General features: G+C 50.1%; 21 protein-coding genes. 11 read left to right on the forward strand and 10 right to left on the reverse strand.

The features are described from left to right. Positions 1-108: 108 nt before the first annotated feature. Entirely contained in the window at positions 109-870 is a 762-nt protein-coding gene (locus JG50_RS0110345) for a sulfite exporter TauE/SafE family protein (protein WP_033101036.1), read from the reverse strand. 146 nt (positions 871-1016) lie between these two features. On the opposite strand from JG50_RS0110345, the gene JG50_RS20465 reads away from it, so the two are divergent. Further along, the gene (locus JG50_RS20465; RefSeq protein WP_181735391.1) at positions 1017-1169 is read left to right on the forward strand and encodes a hypothetical protein; all 153 of its coding nucleotides are present in this window, start codon (positions 1017-1019) and stop codon (positions 1167-1169) included. Positions 1170-1232: 63 nt separating this feature from the next. Here the strand turns inward: JG50_RS20465 and JG50_RS0110350 are convergent, their stop codons facing one another. After that, a complete protein-coding gene (locus JG50_RS0110350; RefSeq protein ID WP_033101037.1) occupies positions 1233-2357 on the reverse strand; it encodes a glycerate kinase in 1125 nt (374 codons plus the stop codon). Positions 2358-2488: 131 nt separating this feature from the next. Further along, on the reverse strand, positions 2489-3718 hold the full coding sequence (locus JG50_RS0110355) for a multidrug effflux MFS transporter (protein ID WP_033101038.1): 1230 nt from the start codon (positions 3716-3718) through the stop codon (positions 2489-2491). A 225-nt stretch (positions 3719-3943) separates the two neighbouring features. Here JG50_RS0110355 and JG50_RS0110360 point away from each other — a divergent pair, with 225 nt between their 5' ends. After that, positions 3944-4480, forward strand: a complete 537-nt coding sequence (locus JG50_RS0110360; protein ID WP_033101039.1) for a PolC-type DNA polymerase III N-terminal domain-containing protein — start codon at positions 3944-3946, stop codon at positions 4478-4480. Positions 4481-4891: 411 nt separating this feature from the next. On the opposite strand, the gene JG50_RS0110365 is transcribed toward JG50_RS0110360, so the two are convergent. Continuing rightward, positions 4892-5545 carry an FMN-dependent NADH-azoreductase gene (locus JG50_RS0110365; RefSeq protein ID WP_033101040.1) on the reverse strand — a complete coding sequence of 218 codons (654 nt, stop codon included), beginning with the start codon at positions 5543-5545 and terminating at the stop codon, positions 4892-4894. Between the two features lie 206 nt (positions 5546-5751). Here JG50_RS0110365 and JG50_RS0110370 point away from each other — a divergent pair, with 206 nt between their 5' ends. The 3 genes from JG50_RS0110370 (at position 5752) to JG50_RS21095 (ending at position 6645) form a co-directional block, all read left to right on the forward strand. Continuing rightward, positions 5752-6240, forward strand: a complete 489-nt coding sequence (locus JG50_RS0110370) for an RrF2 family transcriptional regulator (RefSeq protein WP_033101041.1) — start codon at positions 5752-5754, stop codon at positions 6238-6240. Between the two features lie 89 nt (positions 6241-6329). Then, a complete protein-coding gene (locus JG50_RS20470; protein ID WP_200880756.1) occupies positions 6330-6497 on the forward strand; it encodes a hypothetical protein in 168 nt (55 codons plus the stop codon). Beyond that, positions 6481-6645 carry a YciI family protein gene (locus JG50_RS21095; RefSeq protein ID WP_200880754.1) on the forward strand — a complete coding sequence of 55 codons (165 nt, stop codon included), beginning with the start codon at positions 6481-6483 and terminating at the stop codon, positions 6643-6645. The genes JG50_RS20470 and JG50_RS21095 overlap by 17 nt, the downstream gene beginning before the upstream one ends. A 332-nt stretch (positions 6646-6977) precedes the next feature. Here JG50_RS21095 and JG50_RS0110385 read toward each other — a convergent pair whose 3' ends face one another. The 3 genes from JG50_RS0110385 to deoD form a co-directional block, all read right to left on the reverse strand. After that, positions 6978-7844 (reverse strand): MurR/RpiR family transcriptional regulator, encoded by an 867-nt coding sequence (locus JG50_RS0110385; protein WP_033101043.1) that lies wholly within the window; start codon positions 7842-7844, stop codon positions 6978-6980. Positions 7845-7871: 27 nt separating this feature from the next. Beyond that, the gene (locus JG50_RS18235) at positions 7872-9218 is read right to left on the reverse strand and encodes an aspartate aminotransferase family protein (RefSeq protein WP_309485157.1); all 1347 of its coding nucleotides are present in this window, start codon (positions 9216-9218) and stop codon (positions 7872-7874) included. Positions 9219-9439: 221 nt separating this feature from the next. Further along, on the reverse strand, positions 9440-10147 hold the full coding sequence (gene deoD / locus JG50_RS0110395; RefSeq protein ID WP_033101176.1) for a purine-nucleoside phosphorylase: 708 nt from the start codon (positions 10145-10147) through the stop codon (positions 9440-9442). 290 nt (positions 10148-10437) lie between these two features. On the opposite strand from deoD, the gene JG50_RS0110400 reads away from it, so the two are divergent. Beyond that, positions 10438-11136, forward strand: coding sequence for a serine/threonine-protein kinase (locus JG50_RS0110400; RefSeq protein ID WP_033101044.1), 699 nt, complete (start codon positions 10438-10440; stop codon positions 11134-11136). Positions 11137-11404: 268 nt separating this feature from the next. Continuing rightward, positions 11405-12043 carry a lysozyme family protein gene (locus JG50_RS0110405; RefSeq protein ID WP_052154195.1) on the forward strand — a complete coding sequence of 213 codons (639 nt, stop codon included), beginning with the start codon at positions 11405-11407 and terminating at the stop codon, positions 12041-12043. A gap of 319 nt (positions 12044-12362) precedes the next feature. Here the strand turns inward: JG50_RS0110405 and yunB are convergent, their stop codons facing one another. Further along, a complete protein-coding gene (gene yunB, locus JG50_RS18820; protein ID WP_309485156.1) occupies positions 12363-13001 on the reverse strand; it encodes a sporulation protein YunB in 639 nt (212 codons plus the stop codon). A gap of 21 nt (positions 13002-13022) precedes the next feature. Between yunB and JG50_RS0110420 the strand changes: the two genes are divergently transcribed. Together JG50_RS0110420 and JG50_RS0110425 are read left to right on the forward strand one after the other, a co-directional pair. After that, positions 13023-13964, forward strand: a complete 942-nt coding sequence (locus JG50_RS0110420) for a response regulator transcription factor (RefSeq protein WP_309485155.1) — start codon at positions 13023-13025, stop codon at positions 13962-13964. Next, positions 13961-15019 carry a sensor histidine kinase gene (locus JG50_RS0110425; RefSeq protein ID WP_033101046.1) on the forward strand — a complete coding sequence of 353 codons (1059 nt, stop codon included), beginning with the start codon at positions 13961-13963 and terminating at the stop codon, positions 15017-15019. The genes JG50_RS0110420 and JG50_RS0110425 overlap by 4 nt, the downstream gene beginning before the upstream one ends. A gap of 136 nt (positions 15020-15155) precedes the next feature. On the opposite strand, the gene JG50_RS18825 is transcribed toward JG50_RS0110425, so the two are convergent. Continuing rightward, on the reverse strand, positions 15156-16115 hold the full coding sequence (locus tag JG50_RS18825) for a multicopper oxidase family protein (protein ID WP_160173851.1): 960 nt from the start codon (positions 16113-16115) through the stop codon (positions 15156-15158). Between the two features lie 126 nt (positions 16116-16241). Beyond that, on the reverse strand, positions 16242-16751 hold the full coding sequence (locus JG50_RS18830; protein WP_052154198.1) for a multicopper oxidase domain-containing protein: 510 nt from the start codon (positions 16749-16751) through the stop codon (positions 16242-16244). Positions 16752-17143: 392 nt separating this feature from the next. On the opposite strand from JG50_RS18830, the gene copZ reads away from it, so the two are divergent. Further along, positions 17144-17356 carry a copper chaperone CopZ gene (gene copZ / locus JG50_RS0110435; protein ID WP_033101047.1) on the forward strand — a complete coding sequence of 71 codons (213 nt, stop codon included), beginning with the start codon at positions 17144-17146 and terminating at the stop codon, positions 17354-17356. A 47-nt stretch (positions 17357-17403) separates the two neighbouring features. Next, positions 17404-19824: a heavy metal translocating P-type ATPase gene (locus tag JG50_RS0110440; protein ID WP_033101048.1), complete on the forward strand. Its 2421-nt coding sequence runs from the start codon at positions 17404-17406 to the stop codon at positions 19822-19824. Positions 19825-19861 lie beyond the last annotated feature (37 nt).

Raw genomic sequence — 19861 nt, forward strand, 5'->3', positions numbered from 1 at the left:
GGCGCCGAATGCGAAAGAAAGATTCTTCCCGCAAGTTCGGCGCCTGTTTTGCAAAGATCGCCCGTTCGTGGGCAATGGTGAATCCTCATCATAGATTTTCGATCTCTTTTACAGATAATCAATAATTTGTTTGCCGATCAGAAGGATGGTGACCGAGACAAACAGCACTTTGACATAGGAGGCCCCTTTGCGCAGAGCGACATTTGAGCCGACCAGCGCGCCCAACAGCATGGCTGTTCCCATGGGAATTCCATAGACAAAATTGACATCATGTAGACAGATAAAAAAGATGAGTGCGGCTATGTTGCTGGTGAAGTTGAGCAACCGGGCTTTTGCTGCAGCCTGGATGAAATCAAACCCCAGCAGCAAAAACGAAAACATGAGAAAAGAACCGGTTCCCCCACCGAAAAAACCATCATAAAAACCGATGGCAAAGCTGGCCATGGCAATGAAAATACCGGTCTTGACCGTAAATTGTTCAAACTTCGATTCCCGCCCCCACTCCTTTTTCAGCAAAGAATAAAACGTAACCAGGATTAAGAAAACGATGATCAACGGTCTTAAAAAATCGGAAGAGATTTGCTTGACAGTATAAACGCCCAATATCGAACCGGCGAACGACAAAGGAAGGAGATATTTGACCAGTCGAAAATTGATTTTCCCAGAACGGATATATGTAATGGTACTGGTCAGAGAGGAAATCGTGCCCGCCAGTTTGTTGGTTCCCAGCACGACGGTGGGCGGCAGCCCGGTCATCATCAGGGCGGGAATGGAGATCAGGCCGCCTCCCCCCACCACGGAGTCGATAAACGAGGCCAAAAAGCCGGATGCGATCAAAAACAGAAGCATGCCAATGTTTAAATGTTCCATCTCTTGGGTGTCTCCTATACTGTAATTTTTGCGTTTTTTGTGTTAAAATCGTTTTTTTTATATTACCACGATTTTCACCGCTGATCGCAAAATGAATTTTCCGGGCAATCATCGCGCAAACTAAGGATTCAAAAGGAGGCATCGGAATGAAGGAAAAGCAGAAAGAAGCGAACAAAATCGCTCCCGGGTTAAACGATCATGAGGAATTGGAGAAGAAAGCGACGAAAGAGGAAATTGCCCGGGGCGATTATACAGAGGTCACAACTTTGTCTTTAGATGAAGTCGATCCATCTGACTGAAACAAACCCGCCGCCCGGCATGTGATCGGGAAGGCGGGTTTTCCTGTTTGCTGTGCCGGATTTTCAGGAACAAACCTTGATCAGGCGCGCCAGGTTTCGGGCGGTTTCCATCAGAAGGGAAGCGGTTTGGTCCATGGCCTCTTCCAGAGAGAGCGGTCTTCGTTGAATGGAGTGCAGACTGACAAAATGGCTGCTTAAAGCTTCGGCTCCCGGTTCGATGCTGCCGGAGAGGAGGAGTGCTTTGGCACCGTGTTTTTGCGCCAATTGCGCCACGAAAACGGGAAGCTTGCCGTATTGGGTCTGGAAGTCAGTTTTTCCTTCGCCGGTAATCACCCAGTCAGCTCCGGCGATTTTTTCCTCCAAATGAACCAGGTCTGCGATCAGCTTTGCCCCGCTTTTTATTTTGGCTTGCAACAGGAGGAAAGCAAATACCAGACCGCCGGCAGCCCCGGCTCCGGGAACCGTTTGCAGTGACCTGCCTGTCAGTGTTTCGAGGCACCGCGCATACTTTTGCATGCCCCGTTCCAGCTGTTTCAGCTGTTCGGGGGTTGCCCCCTTTTGCGGACCGAAGACGCTGGTTGCTCCCTGGTCGCCACACAGCGGATTTTGCACATCGCTGGCGACGAGAATTTCACTTTCAAACAGACGGGGATCCAATCCGCTGAGGTCGGTTTTGACAACGTGATCGAGCGAGATTCCGACCGGGGGCAGCGGTTGATTTTGTGCATCGAGGAAAGTGGCTCCCGGCGCCTGAAGCATGCCCATTCCCCCGTCATTGGTCGCACTTCCCCCCAGTCCGACGATAAAGCGCCGGTAGCCTTGATCCAAGGCATGTCTGATCGCTTGCCCGATGCCGAGGGTTGAAGTGTGCAACGGGTTTCGCTCGTTTTTGGGCACCATGGGCAAGCCGGCGATATTGGCTGTTTCAATGACTGCCGTTTGTTTGTCGATCACACCGTAGCAGGTCGTGACAGGCTTGAGGAGCGGTCCTGCCACTTCGACGGATTGTGTTTTACCGCCGGTGGCATAAACCACTGCGTCAATCGTGCCTTCACCACCGTCCGCCATCGGAATCACCGTTACCTCAGCCTCGGGAATTTCCGATGTAAACGCCTTCATAATGGTGAGTCCCACTTCTTTGGCCGGCAAACTGCCTTTATACGAATCGGGTGCAATGATGATTCTCATAAAGCTTCCTCTCAGTGTATGGGTGTTTTCGTTTATGGTAATTCATTTTCAGATAAAAGTCATTCTGCTCTTTAAAAAATAAAATCCCGTTTTTCCAGCCACAGAGGGAGGAACAACGGGATTTTGGCAAATCAGGAGGATTTCCGCTTGCGAATGAGGAGCAGGTAGCTGAGAACGGCGCCGGCTTCGGCCAGAGCGATGATGATTCCCATAGGCACGGCGGAATGGTTACCGGCGATGCCCACGAGCGGGGCAGCGATTCCGCCGGAAACATAGGAGAGCAATCCGAGCAATGCCGAAGCGCTGCCTGCTGCTTTTCCCTGGTTTTGCATCGCCAGAGAAAAACTTGCGCTCGAAACCATTCCGACGCTGGAGACCACCATGAACAAGGGAGGTAAAATGGCTGCCAGACCGGCACCGAGCAAAATGGCGGCCAGCAGCAGAACCCCGCCGGTTGCGGCTATGCCAAGCCCGATGAGGAGAAGCTTTGCTTCGCCGACCCGCCCTGCCAGTCTCCCGGTGACCTGGCTGGCGATGATGATGCCGGAGCCGTTAATGGCAAAGAAGAGGCTGAACATTTGCGGCGAGACGCCAAAAATGTCTTGCAGGACAAACGGAGAACCGGAAACATAGGCAAACAAGGCGGTGGTCACCATTCCTTGCGCCAGCACATAGCCCATGAAAAGACGGTCACCGGCGAGATTGCGGATGGTGGACAGGGTATTTTTGATTCCGCCTTTGGCCCGGCGATCGACAGGCAGTGTTTCCGGCAGGGTGTACAAAGTGGAGAGCATCATGATCGCACCCGCAATGCTCAGCACGATGAATACCCCGCGCCAAGAGGTGATGTTTAGCAACTGTCCGCCGATGATCGGAGCGAGGATCGGGGCCGCACCGTTGACCAGCATGAGAAGAGAAAAGAATTTGGTCAACTCCGGACCTGAGTAGAGATCGCGCACGATGGCACGGGCGATGACAATGCCCGCACCCCCCGACAGTCCCTGGATCAACCGGAGCAGGATCAAGACCCAAATCGAAGAGCTGAAAGCACATAACAGGGATGAAACGGTATAAAGGACGAGCCCGCAAAGAAGCGGAAGCCGCCGGCCGCGCGTATCGCTGAGCGGGCCTGCGACCAATTGCCCGAGCGAGAGCCCGATTAAACAGAATGTCAGGCTGAGCTGGGAGAGCGATGTGCTGGTGTGAAGCCCCTTGGCCAGAACGGGCAGCGAAGGCAAATACATGTCAATGGACAGAGGGCCGAAGGAGACAAGAGATCCCAGCAGAAAGATCATTCCAGCTCGGCGTGATCGGGTGGATTTCAGTAGGGTTGTGTCGTAACTGCCGAGCGATTTGCTCATCTATGTTGAAACCTCCCTCATGGTTAAATCAGATGATGCTGAACAAGTAATTTGTTAGAAATGGAAAGTTTTCGTTAATCGAAATGATTTTAAGGTATTCCAACATGGACGTCAACCTGATCTTTTCGGCTATTCCTTGTTGTTTCAATATTTTAAACTGATCTGGTTCCGCCGTTTTTTTTCTGATAAACTCTCTGTTATAAGAAGACCGGGAGGTTGAGAGAGGTGAAAGGAAAGAAGGCGCTGATCAACCTTTTTCGCGAGACGGAATTGCCTGAAGATTGGCTGAACCGGCATTTTCATGGTGGTTATATCAAAGAAGTGATCGTGGATCAGGAGAAACGAACCTGGCAACTCTGTTTGCATCTTGTTGAACCTCTCGATCCGGATATTTGGCAGGAGTTCCGGTCCAGGGTAAAAAAACATTTTCATCCGGCCATTCGCGTCTCCGTCCGGTTTGAGTATGACGCGGTTGAGCATCCGGTCGTGTTGCAAAAGTACAAATATTTTATTCAAAAAAATTTGCAGAAACTGGTTACACCCGCAGCGGCTACCTGGTTCGGGCAAGCGGAGTGGCGGATCAATGGTGCGAAGATTGAAGTGATTTTTGCCAATCCGGCTGTTTTGCAGATGGCGCGGCAGCGGGAGATCGATCGTCATGTAGAACGGTTTTACCGGCGCATTACGGGCAGGGGACTGCCGGTTGTTCTGTTATGCCGCCAACCGGATGAAGATCCTTCTTCTGAACGGTTTCCGGAATAAAAAAGGCGCAGGCAGAACAGCTTCAGGCCGTGCAAACATCAAAGGAGCATTGCTTCCGAAAATGAGCGATCGCGAAATGAAACGGCTGAAGTTTTGCCCACTTTTAATCTGACCGGCGATGATTCAGGACGGGGATTGGCTGAAAGTGCGGGGTCCGGCTGGTTTGATGTTTTTTCGCGCGATCTGATGCCGATTGACCATAAGAAAAGATCACCAGACTTACTGGATGGCACAATTATCACACCGTCTGGTGATCTTTTGGCAGTTCCGATTTACAAGGGAACCGAGTCTCTTGCATCCAGAATACGGGACGTTTAAAGAGGCCTGAGCCGTGTTCGGTGAAACACGTGTGCACGGTTTTTAGAGGGGGAACGGGCCGCCCTGCCCGACACCGCTTATATCTCTTTTCCTTCAGGACCGTTTTGATTTAGATGCCAATCTGAAAGCAGCTTCTTCAGCTTCTTTAAATGCTTCTTGCAATACTTCGTTTGGCTCCAATATATTAGTTCCTTGTGCACGGATGATTTGATAATCTTCGATCCCGAGGAAATTAAACATTGATTTCAGGTATTTGTGAGAGTATTCAACTTCTGTATACCAATCATTATTTGTATAGATTCCTCCGCTTGCTTGGATCACGAGCAATCTTCGTCCGTCTTTAAGCAGACCCACTGATCCGTTTTCGGTATACTTGAACGTTTCACGTGGGATCATGATATTATCCATATAATCTTTTAACTTTGATGGAATATTGAAATTATGCAAAGGCAAAACGATGACATACGTATTTGCGCTTTTGAATTGTTGTAAGATCTCCGACATGCGTTCTGTTACCTGTTGCTCCTGGCTGGTTAGCTCCTGTCCTTTTTGCTGCTTTTCCCATGCGCTTAAAACTGTTTTATCAATCATGGGCACGTCTTCACTGTACAGGTTAATCTGTTCAATTACTTCGCTTCCGTTTGTGAATTCTTTATAAGCTTTCAAAAAGTGGTTGAGAACCTGCAAGCTCACTGAAGAAGGATCATCTGTCTTTGGATGTGCGTTGATAATAAGCGTTTTGTTCATTTTTATTTCTCCAATAAAATGAATTTCAGTCCCTAATTATGGACTTAGTTAATCGCCGATTACATTTATCCATAATAAAGACTTTCATCATCTTTGTCAAATGAAGCATCATTTAATCGCATCGATTTCTTTTATTTGACTAAGACTCTACATATTTCTAAGATACAACTGGATTAATCTTTAAAATCAAAAGAGGGTGAAGAAATATGCAGTATAGTGTCGGTGTTGAATATGCTTTACATTGTCTGGTTTATTTAATCGATGTTCCTTCCGATAAAAGTGTTGGGATAAAGGATTTGGCAGAATTCCAAGGGGTTTCTGAGACATATCTTTCCAAAGTTTTTGGTAAATTATCCAAGGCTGGGATTGTCAGTTCTGTACCTGGTGTAAAGGGAGGGTATAGGTTATCCAGGAAGCCGGAGGATATTTCCTTTTGGGATGTGATTGAAGCAGTTGAAGGTTCAAAGCCTATATTCCAATGTAAAAACATTAAAGACAATGGATATTTGTACAGGGAAAACTGTTGCTCTGCTCCCTCCTTTTGCACCATCAATTCAGTTATGCTCTCTGCGGAAGAAAAAATGCGTGATTACTTGCGCAGTAAAACACTGGCCTGGTTAAATGAAGAGCTTGATCGCGTCTTGCCCAAACATATACGCAAAGATACCCGGGAATATTTTTCGAAGAGCAACTGACATGTGTCAAGGCCGGAATTCAATTGATCCACTCCGGTGTTTGCTGACCCGGTTTCATGACCAAATCCTTATTTAAAGGAGAGGCCTAAATGAGCAAACAATTTATCGTCCATCTTTCTGACAAGCAAAAGCATCTCATGTCCAAAGAACTTGTTGTTGGGCACGTTGAGTATTTACGTTCATTAAAAGAAAAAAGGAAAATTACCATTTTGCGGTCCTTGTGTAGACGGCACAGTTTTAATGATTCTCAAAGCTGAATCACAAAAAGAAGCCGAGGAACTATTAAAGGGAGATCCTTTTTCCCATTCAGGATACTATCAAACACAAAAAATCGTTGAGGTTCAAGAAGCCACTTTTGAAAACAATTTTCTTTTGGAAGAGGTATTGGACCGCCTTGAGGAATAACAATCGCTATTCTGGCGGATCGCGGAAACAAGGAGAATTCACGTCGATGGGGGAACTGAAAAAATGGAGGGGGACGGGTGCTTTTTCGCTGCGATCTTTGCGGTGAAGGAGACGGGAGTGAAGAGTAGCACCCGGACCCAGGGATTCCTGTTTTTTGAGGTTTTGTCAACAAGCGGACCTTTCAAGGGGAGGACCATTTTCCTTGAAAGGTTTTTTATTATCTTAATGAGCACACCGGGTTTGACAGGATTTTGGGGGGAGGGCGTTCTTTTTGAGACCGGAAAATCTTCCGACAATCTCCCGGCCGTCATGGTCGTTCAACGCATCGGAGCTCACTTTTCATCAGAATGATAGATTCCTTCCTGTTCCCACAAACGCTCCATTCTCTCCAGATGCCGGGTTACTTCCTGCCGGTTCATTCTTGCCACCGCCGTCAACAATGCATTGATCAGGCTGAGCGGAGCGACGAAAGAATCGAGAAAGGACGGCAGGCTGCTCGAGGCAATGAGACTAAGATCGGAGACCGCGGCGAGGGGGGAATGGTGGGCATCAGTGATGGCCAGAGTCTGAACCCCGCGTTCCCGCACAAAGCGCATCGCTTCCACCGTTCTGGCTGTATACCGGGAAAAGCTGATGCCGATCACCAGATCTTCCTTGTTCAGGTGGGCCAGCTTTTCAAACATGGTATCGGAATCAGTGATGAACTGCGTGTTTTTTCGCAGTAACTGGAAGTAAAATGCGAGAAAGGAACCGAGTGAATGCGAGCTTCTCAGGGCGACAATGGTGACCGATGCGGCCTGATGGATCCGTTTTACCGCTTCGCTGAAGGTTTCCGCATCCAGCATCTGCATCGTTTGTTTCAGGTTGGCGATATCATCGGTGAGCACTTCGTAGGCAATCCGTTGTTCTTCAGGATAGAGATCCGCATTCAAATCCAGCCGCTCCACCGTTGTCACCCGTCTGCGGAGCTGCTCCTGCAAATGCTGCTGCATTTCCGTGAAGCCCGAAAAGCCGAGGGCAGAGGCGAAGCGAACGACCGTCGCCTCGCCGACCCCCGCTTGCTTTGCCAATTTGGCCGTGGTTAAAAAAGGAACGGTATCCGGATGGGCTTCAAGATATGCTGCGATCCGCCGCTGGGCTTTGCTCATCCGGCCGCTTTGCGCACGGATTCTGGCAAAGATGTCGCTGTGTTCCGGCAAACGATCACGCCTTTCCTTTCAGTTTTTTCACCCCGTTTTCAAATCGTTCCAGTGTATCATCCACCACTTTTTCGGTATGGACAACCGACATGGAGAAGCGATTGAGGGGTTTGATAAAAATCCCGTTCTCCAGCAAATACTGATCCAGTTTTTTGCGCAGCGACAGATTTGAGGCCAATACGTCCTGAATTTGGCGCACCGGCGGTCGGTGAGCACCAGGTTGAAGATGCTCCCGACACCGACTGTCCGGGCGGTGATTCCATGGCGAACGGCAATTTCCTCAAATCCGGCTTTAAGCCGCGCGGTGTTCTCCTCCAGCTGCCGGTAAAGTTCGGGCTCGGCCAATGTCTGAATGGTCGCAAGCCCGGCGCTGAGGACTAATGGATGGCCGTTATACGTACCGCTGTGAAACAAGGGTTTGCCCTGAGAAGCAGCGCCGGCAGACTGGGTGGTCAAAATGTCAGTGCCGCCTGCAGGTGAGCATAATTCCATGATTTCCCGCCGGCCGCCGACGGCTCCGACCGGAAAACCGCCTCCCAGCACTTTTCCGAGGGCGGTTAAATCGGGCACAACCCCGTATAATCCCTGCGCTCCGGATATGCCGATGCGAAACCCGGTTTTTACCTCGTCAAAGATGAGCACAATCCCGTACTCACCGGTTAATTTTCTCAGCCCTTGCAAAAACGGAAGCTCCGGCGGAATGAATCCTCCCTGAATCGGTTCGAGAATCACGGCGGCAATTTCATGCCGGTGTCTGCTGAGGATTTCCGCCGTTTGTTCCAAATCGTTAAAAGGCAGAATGATGGTGTTTTTTGTATAATATTCCGGCAGGCCCCTTGAGTCGGGAGCCGGGGAAGGGGGTTCATGCCGGTTCCGTTTATGCGGATTGACGCTGATCAAAACCTGATCGTAAGCGCCGTGATAGTGGCCTTCAAATTTGGCCAGTTTTTTTCGGCCTGTCCAGGCCATGGCCAGACGAATGGCCAACAAAGTCGCCTCCAGGCCCGAATTGGTAAAGCGAACCTGGTCGATCCCCGGGTAAAGGCCGGCCAGCGTGCGGGCCATCTCCGTTTCCAGCTGATGGGGAGTGCCGAAGATCGTGGTTCCGATTTTCTCCAGTTGTGTTTGCAGCGCGTTTTTGACGTTGGGATGGCCATGTCCCAGGATTAACGCTCCGTAACATAAGTTGTAATCAATATAGCGATTTTCGTCAACATCGTACAGATAGGGGCCGTCAGCAGATTCCATGATGATCGGATACGGTTCAAAGTATTTGATGTTTGCCGTTACTCCGCCCGGAATCCATCTTGCCGCCTCCCGATAGGCTTCAGCAGAGCGTTTGGTTTTGGAGAGAAGGAGGGCGTGATGATCCATGATTTCCACCTCGTTTGTAATATATACTCCATTAAATATTTGCAACGGAGTATTTATTTCATTTTTCGCCGTTTCTCTCATTTTGTCGAATGTCATCAACAGCGTTCTGGAGGCGTTTCAGCCCGATTGGCGCGATCAATCCTTTCTTCCGCAATAATGCTCCCTTTTTTGACGGAACTGGCAGAGCATATAAAAAACCCCGCCTTTCGGCAGGGAATCAGTCAGTCTCTGGTTATGGCCTCAAGCGCCATCAACATCATATCGTGGAAAGTTGTTTGTCTCTCTTCCGCCGTCGTCTCTTCACCGGTAAAAATATGATCGCTGACGGTAAGGACGGACAGGGCGTGAACGCCGTATTTGGCGGCCAGAGAATAGAGGGCGGTCGTTTCCATTTCGACAGCCAATACACCGTAATCAGCCAGTTTTTTGACCGGCTCCATGCTGTCACGGTAGAAGGTATCCGAGGTTAACACATTTCCGACGCGAACGTGCAACCCTTTTTCCACACCAGTCTGATAAGCCTTGTTCAGCAAATCAAAGTCGGCGCAAGGGGCAAAGTCAAATCCGGGAAACGTTTGCCGGTTGACAGCGGAGTCGGTGCAGGATGTCATGGCCAAAATCACGTCACGAACCTTAACGTCTTTTTGGATCGCACCGCAGGTTCCGACACGGATCAGTTTTTTCACGCCGTATTCGCGAATCAATTCATTTACATAGATGGAGATGGAGGGCACTCCCATGCCGGTTCCCTGTACGGAGACTCGTTTCCCCTTATATGTACCGGTAAAACCGAGCATCCCGCGCACCTGATTATAGCAGGAAGGTTCCTCAAGAAAAGTTTCCGCGATATATTTTGCGCGGAGCGGGTCTCCGGGCAGCAGAATGTTTTCGGCAATTTCACCCTGCTTTGCTCCAATATGAACACTCATCTGTGATACCGTTACACCGATGGTTGGTAACGGCATTCACCTCCTCTTTTCCAGACTACGACCAATATTATCCCAATATCTTGCCGTTTCACAACTCTTTCTTGAAAACAGACAGAGAATTTCTCACTGAATGGAAGAAGCTTGCAGGGGAGAATGCCTTTGGGCCCCTGGAATGATTGGCGATGGAGCGAATATTTTAGAAAAGGAAGCATGAATATTTTCTGTCAGAGGTTTCAAGCTGCGAGAAAAAGTGAAAATAGACTCTGGAAAACATATAGGGAGGAAACAGGATGAAGCAGCCGTTTTCATTGGATCGCAAGGTAATCGAAACATTATCCGAGATGGTATTGTCGGGAGCGATTGAAGAAAGTTACCCGTTGCTCGGTGAGGGGTTAAGCGGCAAAGTGTATGATTATGAGGGATATGCAGTCAAGGTGTTCAAGGAAAATTACAGCGAAAACGATGACGATCGGGTATTGAATTACATGCGGGGCCATTCTGCTTTTCCTACGCTTTATTATAAAGAACGGCAGGGAAGATTTTTGGTTGTCGAGAAAGTGTCCGGTCACACGTTGGGTGAAATGGTGAAAGCGGGTGGAAAGCTGCCTGACCGGTATTACTGGCAACTGGAAAAATATGCGGAAGATTGTTACAAGAAAGGGATTATTCCAAGTGATTTACACTTGAACAATATGATGGTGGATCAAGACAACCGGATCAGAATTGTCGATACCGGCCGCTTTTTCTTTACCCGTGACAGTGCGCAGTTCAAGGAGAAAGTGGAAAGGGACCTGGAGATCCTGAAGTATTACTGCGGATTCTTCTCTTCCTCCTCATGGAAGAAACACCGGCGCCATCGCCGCCATTACCATTATCACTCTTATTTACACTCGCACAGTCACAGCCACAGCTACAGTCGCAGTCACTCGTCTTCTTCTCACCGCCGTCATCGCCATCATCGTCACCATCACCATTTCTTCTCTTCATGAGTGAGCGAACCTCTGTTGGAGCATTTGTTCCGGCAGAGGTTTTTTCTAAATTCCCGGGTTTGGCCGCGTATGAGGCCCCCTTCTGAAAATCTCTCCCTCCAAATCCATATCGCTTCGTGGGCAAAATAAAGTAGGTTTTTTTATGCCTGTTGTAGAAAGAAATATAGTTAATCATATGAATGTGACAGGCATTCGATGGGCGTGATTTTGGAGAAAGTGTTCCGGCATGCCTGATCGGATCTGTCCCCTGCGTCAAGGAGGGATTTGATTGTCGATTAAGAAAAAAGGCCGTCTCAGAAGGCTGATCGCAGTAGTGGCAGTGGCGGGCCTGACAGCCGGACTGGTTCCGTGGGGAAGCAGTTTGGCCGGGAAGAGTTCCGCTTTTCAAGTCTATGCGCAAACCGGCAATGACCGTCAACTTCAGGATGATTTCGCCAGCGCGGCCCGGGAGTTTAAAGTGCCGGAGGAGATCTTGCTGTCCGTCTCTTATAATGTTTCCCTTTTTGAACAGCATGACGGGAAGCCAAGTGTGTCGGGCGGGTACGGACTTATGCATTTGACTGATGTTGACCCCGCTAAATTGCGCCGTAACGGCAAAGATGAAGCGGCTCGGCTGACGGTGAAAGAGGTGAGCCAAAACCCGGGGCTGCATACGCTGAAGACGGCGGCAGCGTTACTCGGAGAGGGCCCGGAACGGCTGAAGCAGGATCCCAGGCAAAACATCCGGGGAGCCGCAGCGCTCCTTGCGCAGTACGCCAGACAAACGACGGGAGAGGTTCCGTCCGAAATTGGCGATTGGTATGGGGCAGTGGCGAAGTACAGCGGTTCATCAGAGGCGGATGTGGCACTCGATTTTGCCGATCAGGTTTTTGATACCATCAATCAAGGTGTCGAACGGACAACGTGACCGGGACTGTGGTTTTCTCGAGCTGCGATGAATCGCTGCCCGCCTGTTCCGGCGCTTGTGTTGTACATCCGCTCAGCAATAAAAAAAGGTACTGCGAGCAGGCCAACATGGCGAAAACGCAAGATATGATCACCTCAAACGATTTCTCTTTGATATATCAGGCAGCTTTTGCACGGGCTTGGAAGAGGTCGGAGAAGATTTTTCCGACGGGTGATAAGTGCCGCACGTTTTCAAAAATTCCTTCACCCAAATAAGTCTTCTAAATTTAGTATAAAGTAAATGTTTCCAGTTGACAAAGTGAAAATTATTTTAAAGGGATTCATTTTTTTATCGTATCGATTCCGATCGGATAAAAATCAGGAACATCGCCGACAATCACTTGTTGGGCCAATGGCTGGTTGAATTTTAAATGAAGCCGGTCCTTAGTGAGCGGCAAAAGCGTTTTCACTTCGATGTCAGCGTTGAGATAGATATTGACTTGAGCCGTATTGATCCCCCGTGATACGATTTCGGATGAAAATGTCACATGCGGAGAACCTTCAATCCACAATTTTAAGGGAAGTTCGGGGCCGTAATCGGACAGGATGCTGCTTTGCGTGATTTCCCCGAGCGATAACTTTACGCTGTACTCCCGGGTTTTGTCCAACTCTTCAAGTAACTTTTCCGAGACGATTTTGTATATGGCTGCTTCGGTTTGCGTATTAAAACTCACTCCGGCGATTTTTCCCTGATGGTCTGTCTGCAGGGTGGCAATCGGTTGCAAACGGCCGTTCAAGGCTTTCTGCATTTGCTCGATGCCGTTGGAGAAAGCGTGCTGGGCGATTTTTTTCGCTTCCTCCTGGGCGATGGCCCTCAAAATGGGCTCCAATTCCCGCTCGAGATTCCACAAAGAGAAAATCAAGAAGGAAAACAGAATGATAATCATGATCGGAATGGATGCTCTCCTCAGGCGAAACACCGGATGGGGATGAAAACGGAAATGAAATGGCGCCGGCGTTTTTTTGCTGATTTTGTTTCTTCGGGGAAGAGAGAAGGACGGGAACCGGATCGATGGCAGCGGAAAGTGAAAGGGCCGCTTAAACCGGAGATGGTTTCGGTAGAACAAACGGCGGCGGAATGGCATGGTTTTGCTCACCCCTCAGTGTCCACATCATACTTTTTAAAACGTATTCAAGAGCCGGGGCGGTTAGAAGCGACCGGAACCGGTCGAAACGGAGAGATCGAGATGAGAGAGTTTTTGGTGATCGAGGATGAACAAAAAATTCGGGATGTGATCGTCTCATATTTGCAAAACGAGGGTTTTACTGTATGGGAAGCGGCAACGGGCACGGAAGGTTTGCGGCTGTTTGCCGGAAAAGTGATCGATTTTGTGATTCTCGATTTGATGCTGCCCGATGTGCCGGGAGAAACGTTGTGTCAACAAATCAGGGAACAGTCGCCGGTGCCGATCATCATGCTGACGGCGAAGGTCGGTGAAGAAGACCGGATCAAAGGCTTGGCGCTCGGGGCGGATGATTATGTGATCAAGCCGTTCAGCCCCCGGGAGCTGATTGCCCGCGTCAAGGCCATCTTGCGCAGGTCGGGACCGGATTTGCTGGCGACGAGAGTCACCTTCAACGGTGGCGATCTGGTCATCGATTCCGGGGCGCAGACGGTGTGGAAGCAGGGAAAAACGGTGCACCTCACGCCGGCTGAATACAAACTTCTTTCCGTGATGGCCCGTCACCCCGGCCGTCCCTTTTCCCGCGAAGAATTGGTGATCAAGGCTTTTGGCTATGATTACCACGGAGATGACCGGACCATTGACCAACATGTGAAAAACTTGCGCCACAAAATTGAATCCGACCCGCGGACGCCGGAATACATTCAGACTGTTTACGGATTTGGATACCGGTTTGCGCCAAGGGAGCGAAGCCGATGAAAAGGCGTTTGACCGGAGCGTTTATCGGTGTTGCCTGCGGGATGATCGGTTTGGCCATCCTCTTTTTGCTGCTGGAAATCCGTTATCACTTTTCGATGTATCTGCGTGAGTACCCGGAGCTTGATCCAGGCACGGTGCTGCTTGTTTATCATCTGCAGCAGGCATTGGTCCAATCAACCTTGTGGACGATGATCGGCACGATCGCACTGGCTGTCATGATCAGTCTCTATCTGGCCAAGCGCATCAGTGCGCCCCTGATCAAGATGAAGGAAGTGGCCGAACGGATGAAACAGGGCAAGTGGACATCCCGCATCGCCGTCTCGGGAAACGACGAATTGGCCGAACTCGGGCAGGCGCTCAATCACCTGACGGAGGAACTGCAAAAACAGGAGGCATTCCGCAAAAATTTGACCGCTGACTTGGCCCATGAGTTAAGAACCCCTCTGGCTACGCTGAAAAGCCATATGGAAGCTTTTGAGGACGGGATTTGGAGCCCGACCCCGGAACGTCTCCATGCTTGTTATGAAGAAATTGAACGGCTGATTCATTTGGTCGGCGACTTGGAACAATTACAGGGGCTGGATTCACCGCAATTCAAATTGAACCGGCAGCCGGAAAATCTCGTGGAGATCATCCGGCAATTCCTGCAAACGATGGAAACGCCGTTTGTGCAGAAGAAGGTGAATCTGAAATTTGCCGGGGAGGAGGCGGTGGTCGTGCCCGTCGATCGCTACCGCTTCACGCAAATATTGTTCAATCTGTTGTCCAACGCCCTTGATTTTACCCCTCCGGAGGGAACAGTCACCGTCAGGGTGACAAACAGGGAGGAGCAGGCCATCGTGGTGGTGGAGGACACGGGGATGGGGATCCCTGCTGAAGAAATCCCCAAGGTGTTTGAGCGGTTTTATCGTGGCGATCGGGCGGGAGGACGGCGCAAAGGGACAGGCATCGGTTTGACGATCGTAAAGAAGCTGGTTGAAGCCCATCAGGGAGAGATTTGCATCGAAAGTGAGGAGGGACGTGGAACGAGGGTGGTGCTCTCTTTGCCGAAATAAGCAGCAAAAAGGGACAAACCGGCACATACCGATTCGTCCCATATTTTCGGTTGCATGTCGGAGGAGTGGGGGAATCCACTCCTTTTTGCGTTGCATGGGTCTTCTTCCCGGATTTTCCGAAAAAGGAGCCGGTTTTCTATTCGTGCACTTGTTTGCGTTTGTCCGGATCAGTCCCTTTGTAGCCCTGGTATGTTACATCGGTCATCATGCCCATGGCTGCATGGTGCAGATCATGGCAGTGGAACATCCAGACACCGGGATTGTCCGCCTTAAAGGTGATCACAACCGTTTCCCCGGGGTTCACCTGGATTGTATCCTTGTAAACCTGGCCGGAAACGGGTTTTCCATTGACCGACAGCACGAGAAACTTGTGACCGTGCAGATGCATCGGGTGGACGGATTTTCCCTCATTTATCAGGGTGACCTCGACTTGTTCCCCGGCCCTGACCGGCAGAGGATCGGTGTTTGGCCATGTTTTGCCATTGATCGTATAGACTTGCACCCTGTTTTCCGTTTTCGTGTTGAGGTGGAGCGTGTACGAAGACCGGAAAGAGACGGGGGACTTCGTCTGATCCTGATTGTATTTGGCCAAATCCCAAACAGGCAGATTTTTTTCGTGATCGGCTTTTACGGTTGTCTGGCTGCCTTCCACTTCGACGGGAAGCAGGAAGGATTTGGCTCCCTTGGTTCTGTCATGAAGGTCGATGGCAAAACTGTGGTCGGCAACAAAGCTGATTTCATACCGTTCGGACGCTCCGACCGGAATCAGCTGATCCTTTACCTCCGCCGGATTTGGAATCGCATTGCCGTCTTCGGCAACGATTTTGAAGTTTTGTCCTTGCAGGTGCAGCATGTGGGTCTGATAACCGGCATTAATGAAGCGCAACCGAACCCGTTCTCCTTTTTTCACCCTCAGCGGCCGGATGGCGGACCCGGTCTTTCCGTTGACGGAATAGAGATCGTACATCATTTTCATCATTTCATCGTGATCCATATTCATCTTTGAATGATCCGTGCCTTCCATGTGCATCCCCGAGTGATCCATGTCTCCCATGTCCGCCGAAGCGTGATCCATATTCATTTTCGAATGATCCATGCCTTCCATGTCCTTTGAAGCGTAATCCATCTCCATTTTCGTTTGCGAGGACATCCATTCATCCAAAATCAGAACATAGTCGTGATCGTATTTTACCGTTTCTTTCTTGGGCAGGACGATGAAGGCTCAATATAACCCTCGATCCACCTGGGTGGAACTGTTATAGTGGGAGTGGTAAAAATAAGTTCCGGGAACTTTGGCTATGAAATCATACGTAAAGCTGTGCTTGGGAGCTACCGGAGCTTGAGTCAGACCGGCCACACCGTCCATTCCGTTGGGAACCGGGTAACCATGCCAATGAATAGTGACCGGTTCGTTCATCTGATTGATCAGTTGAACTTTGACATGATCTCCCTGAGTGACTTTGATTGTTTTTCCGGGAACGGTTCCGTCATAAGTCAGCGCATCAACCTGAATCCCCGGTTGCAGCGTCCAATTCGCCGGTTTGGCCGTGATGGTAAACTCCTTCAGGGGCCTTCCCTGCGAGTCTTTGGAAACTTTGGGAACGGCCAGTGCCGGAGTCGGATTTGCGCTGTCTTTTTCCCCGGAAAGGGTGACGGTCACCGCCGCGACAATGGCGATGATCGCGACGACGGCCACAAAAACGGAAAGAAGAATAACTCCTTTTTTCTTCATCAGCAATTCCTCCACTTTTCTTCAGCAAAGCCGTGATTGGCGAAATATATAAAAAGAAGTTGAAGGACGGGATGGGAGCGGAGCATGTCGAACAAATCCGCTCCCGTGATTTCATCATAAAAGTGAAATATGAAGAAATAATGAAGATAGAGGAAATGGAAGGAAAATCTGTGTATACGTTGATATCTTTTTCCCCGCTCCCCGTTGAAATACAGTAGGGGGGTATAGTATATTGAATGTGAAGAATGTTAATAAAGAACAGGTATGTTGATTGGCCAAACGCCGGATTTTGACAAAGGAAATGTTAAGTCTGCAAGTTACCATGAGTGCGCAACTCAAAAATCTTTTGTCGTTACCTAAAATCAATGTACCTGAATGAGGAGGAAATAGCGATGGCTCAAGTTACACTGAAAGTAAACGGCATGTCCTGCAACCATTGTGTCAATGCAGTTGAAACCAGCGTCGGGAAACTGAATGGCGTTCGCGAAGTCACGGTGCGCTTGAATGAGGGTCTGGTTGATATAGAATTTGAGGATGGTGCCGTGAATGTGGAGCAACTGATCGAGACGATTGAAGATCAAGGATATGATGTTGTCCGTTCGTAAGCGCCAAAGGGGATTTCCCCGGCTTCAAGCGGAGGGAGGTGAAGGACGTGGGGGATCAAGCGGCAGAACAAAAAAAGGGTTCGTTTGCAGTTGGCGGAATGACTTGTGCGGCCTGTGCGAACCGGATTGAAAAAGGCATCCGGCGCCTGGAAGGAATCCAAAATGCCAATGTGAATTTTGCCCTGGAACGGGTCGATTTCACCTATGACCCGCACAAGGTTTCCCCGGAAGCTGTGGGGAAGAAGATTGTTGATCTCGGTTATCAGGTTCTGACGGAAAAAGAGGAGTTGTCCATTGCCGGAATGACCTGCGCGGCCTGTGCTGCCCGCATTGAAAAAGGGCTGCGTCGCTTAAGCGGTGTCCTCCATGCCAATGTCAATCTTGCCTTGGAGTCGGCCACGGTCGAATATAACCCCGCCGAAGTCCAACTTGCCGACATCATCAAAAAGATCGAGGCGCTCGGTTATCATGCAACAGAAAAAGCGAATACGGGGGGAGAGCAAGAAGAGCGCAAACAAAAAGAGATTCGCCGCCAAACGTGGAAGCTTATCCTGTCAGCGGTCTTATCCCTTCCGCTCATTTGGAGCATGATAAGCCATTTTCGCTTTCTTTCCTTTATATGGATGCCGCATCTGTTCATGAACCCTTGGTTTCAGCTGATTTTGGCTACTCCCGTGCAGTTTCTCATCGGCAGACAGTTTTATATCGGGGCATACAAAGCGCTGCGCAACAAGAGCGCAAACATGGATGTATTGGTGGCGCTCGGTACGTCGGCAGCTTATTTCTACAGCTTGTACCAAGTGGTCTTATGGTCACTTGATCCGCACAAAACGGTAGAACTCTACTTTGAGACGAGCGCGATCCTGATTACGCTGATCTTGCTTGGAAAGCTGTTTGAGGCGAAAGCCAAGGGGCGTTCTTCCGAAGCGATCAAAAAATTGGCGGGCTTGAAAGCAAAAACGGCAACGGTCATCCGTGACGGGAAAGAGATGCAAATCCCGGTGGAAGATGTGGCCGCAGGGGATCTTGTTCTCGTCAGACCCGGTGAAAAAATACCGGTTGACGGTGAAGTGCTGGAAGGGCGTTCAGCCGTTGATGAATCCATGTTGACCGGTGAAAGCATCCCCGTGGAAAAAGCTCCGGGCGATCAGGTGATCGGGGCGACGATCAACAAAAACGGCCTGCTAAAAATCAAGGCGTCCCGGGTGGGAAAAGAAACGGCCTTGGCGCAAATTATCAAAGTGGTGGAAGAAGCGCAGGGTTCCAAGGCCCCGATCCAACGATTGGCCGATACCATTTCCGGCATCTTTGTTCCGATCGTCGTCGGCATTGCCCTGCTGACCTTCCTCATCTGGTATTTCCTTGTCTCTCCCGGCCATTTTGGTTCGGCTTTGGAAAAAATGATCGCTGTTCTCGTCATCGCTTGTCCGTGCGCATTGGGTCTGGCCACTCCCACCTCGATCATGGCCGGTTCCGGACGGGCTGCGGAGTTGGGAGTTTTATTCAAAGGCGGGGAGTATCTGGAGACCACTCATCTCATCGACACCGTCATTCTGGATAAAACCGGGACCGTCACCGTCGGCAAGCCGGTGCTGACCGATGTCATCCCCTTTGGTGTGGGAGAACGGGACTTTTTGCGCCTTGTCGCTTCCGCGGAAAACTTCTCCGAGCATCCGCTGGCAGAGGCGATTGTTGCCGGGGCGCGCGAACGCGGAATCGCGTTGGTGGAAGCTGCTGATTTTGAAGCGATCGCCGGATTTGGCATCAAGGCGCGGGTAGAGGGGAGAGAAGTGCTGGTCGGAACGCGCCGCCTGATGAATCAGCACGAAGTGGAGATGGCTGATGGTCTGAAATTGGCGGAACGTTTGGAGCAGGAAGGGAAAACGGCGATGTTTGCGGCCATTGACCGGAAATTATGCGGGGTGATGGCGGTCGCCGATGAGATCAAGGAAACATCCCGGCAAGCAGTTTATGCCTTGAAAGAGATGGGACTCGATGTGATCATGATCACCGGGGATAATGAACGGACGGCCGCAGCCATTGCCCGACAGGCAGGAATTGAGCACGTTATCGCCGAAGTCCTCCCGGAAGGAAAAGCGGCAGAAGTGAAAAATTTGCAGAAACAAGGGCGGAAAGTAGCGATGGTCGGGGATGGAATTAACGATGCCCCGGCATTGGCAACGGCCGATATTGGCATGGCGATCGGAACGGGAACCGATGTGGTGATGGAAACCGCAGAGATTACGCTGATGCGTGGGGATTTAACCGGTATCGTCGACGCCATTCGCATGAGCAAAAAGACCATTTCCAATATCAAACAAAACCTGTTTTGGGCCTTTGCATATAATACACTGGGGATTCCGGTTGCCGCGGCTGGATTTCTCGCTCCCTGGATCGCGGGAAGCGCCATGGCGTTCAGTTCCGTAACCGTTGTGTTAAACGCGCTGCGACTGCAAAGAGCAAAGTGACCAGACGGTACAGACCCGGAGATAAAAAACTCCCGAC

The sequence above is a fragment of the Thermoactinomyces daqus genome, assembly GCF_000763315.1.
Classification (GTDB): domain Bacteria; phylum Bacillota; class Bacilli; order Thermoactinomycetales; family Thermoactinomycetaceae; genus Thermoactinomyces_A; species Thermoactinomyces_A daqus.